Source organism: Rahnella sp. P4_A8, from assembly GCF_056402435.1.
This window is the reverse complement of sequence record NZ_JBFUHK010000274.1, coordinates 1-1,023: the sequence shown is the minus strand read 5'-3', so window position 1 is coordinate 1,023 and position 1,023 is coordinate 1. Positions and strand designations below refer to the sequence as shown.

The window sequence follows — 1,023 nt, the reverse complement described above, 5'->3', positions numbered from 1 at the left end:
ACATTGGGTCTGACAGCGTCATGGATATTCGTCCATTATTCGGGTTGGCAGAGCTTTACTCTGTCCGCGATCTCTCTTCCATTAGGCATTGGAAGTGCTATCGTTACAGGCCTTTTCTTCGGATTATCGCCTGCGATAAATGCGTCGCGGATGTCACCCATAAAGGCTCTGCGCGATGAGTAAGTGTCGATTATTAACTTTAATCGTGCTTGTCATACCCATTGCATCATATGCATGGAGCGAGGACAGAATACTTCCCTCTCATGCTTCAAGGCTAAGTCAGCCGACTTCTGGCATAAACGCGATTTCCCTGAATGCTCAGACCATTKATCTTACGTTGAGTGATGCTATCTCTCTGGGTCTGCGTGATAATCGCTCAAYTCGCAGCGTTTATCTTGACAGGATATCTCAAAAGTTTGACCTGCGCGTTGCGCAAGACCGGTTTACACCAAAGCTCGTGCTAAGTGCGAGTTATTTGTCTGACAGAAATCAGGATGACCGTTATCGGCAGGGTAATATTTCGCCTTCCACAACCTTACTCACTCCCTATGGCACCCGATTCAGCCTAGGGTGGACCGGCAGCCAGACGATAGCCAAAAATGCGGGCTTTTCCGGTAATGACGGGGCGAACATCACCGTTATTCAGCCACTGCTTCGCGGGGCTGGAAAAGATATCACTACCGCCCCCGTTCGGCTTGCCCAACTTAATGAGCAGATAAATCACCTCTCGTTAAAGCTCACCGTCATGCAGACGGTGACAAAAATCATTATGTCCTACCGTGAATTGCTCCAGGCCCAGGAACAGGTAAAAATTGCGCAGGAATCACTGGAGCGCTCCCGGCAATTAGCTGACGTCAATCGGGCGATGATTTCCGCCGGCCGCATGGCAGAATTTGAGATTGTACAAACGCAAGCCGATACCGCATCCCAGGAACTGGCATTGGAAGATGCCCGTAACCAGCAGGATACTGCAAGGCTTAGGCTTTTACAGCTTCTGGCACTGAATCTTGATACCCCGATATT

Annotated in this window: 2 protein-coding genes; both read left to right on the top strand. The window is 49.6% G+C overall.

Annotated features, from left to right (window positions below; genetic code table 11):
- The coding region (locus AC1DUO_RS25370) for an ABC transporter permease (protein ID WP_477989453.1) at positions 1-183 on the top strand (183 nt) is incomplete at its 5' end.
- A partial coding sequence (locus tag AC1DUO_RS25365) for a TolC family protein (protein WP_477989451.1) occupies positions 176-1,023 on the top strand: 848 nt, incomplete at its 3' end. The genes AC1DUO_RS25370 and AC1DUO_RS25365, both read left to right, overlap by 8 nt.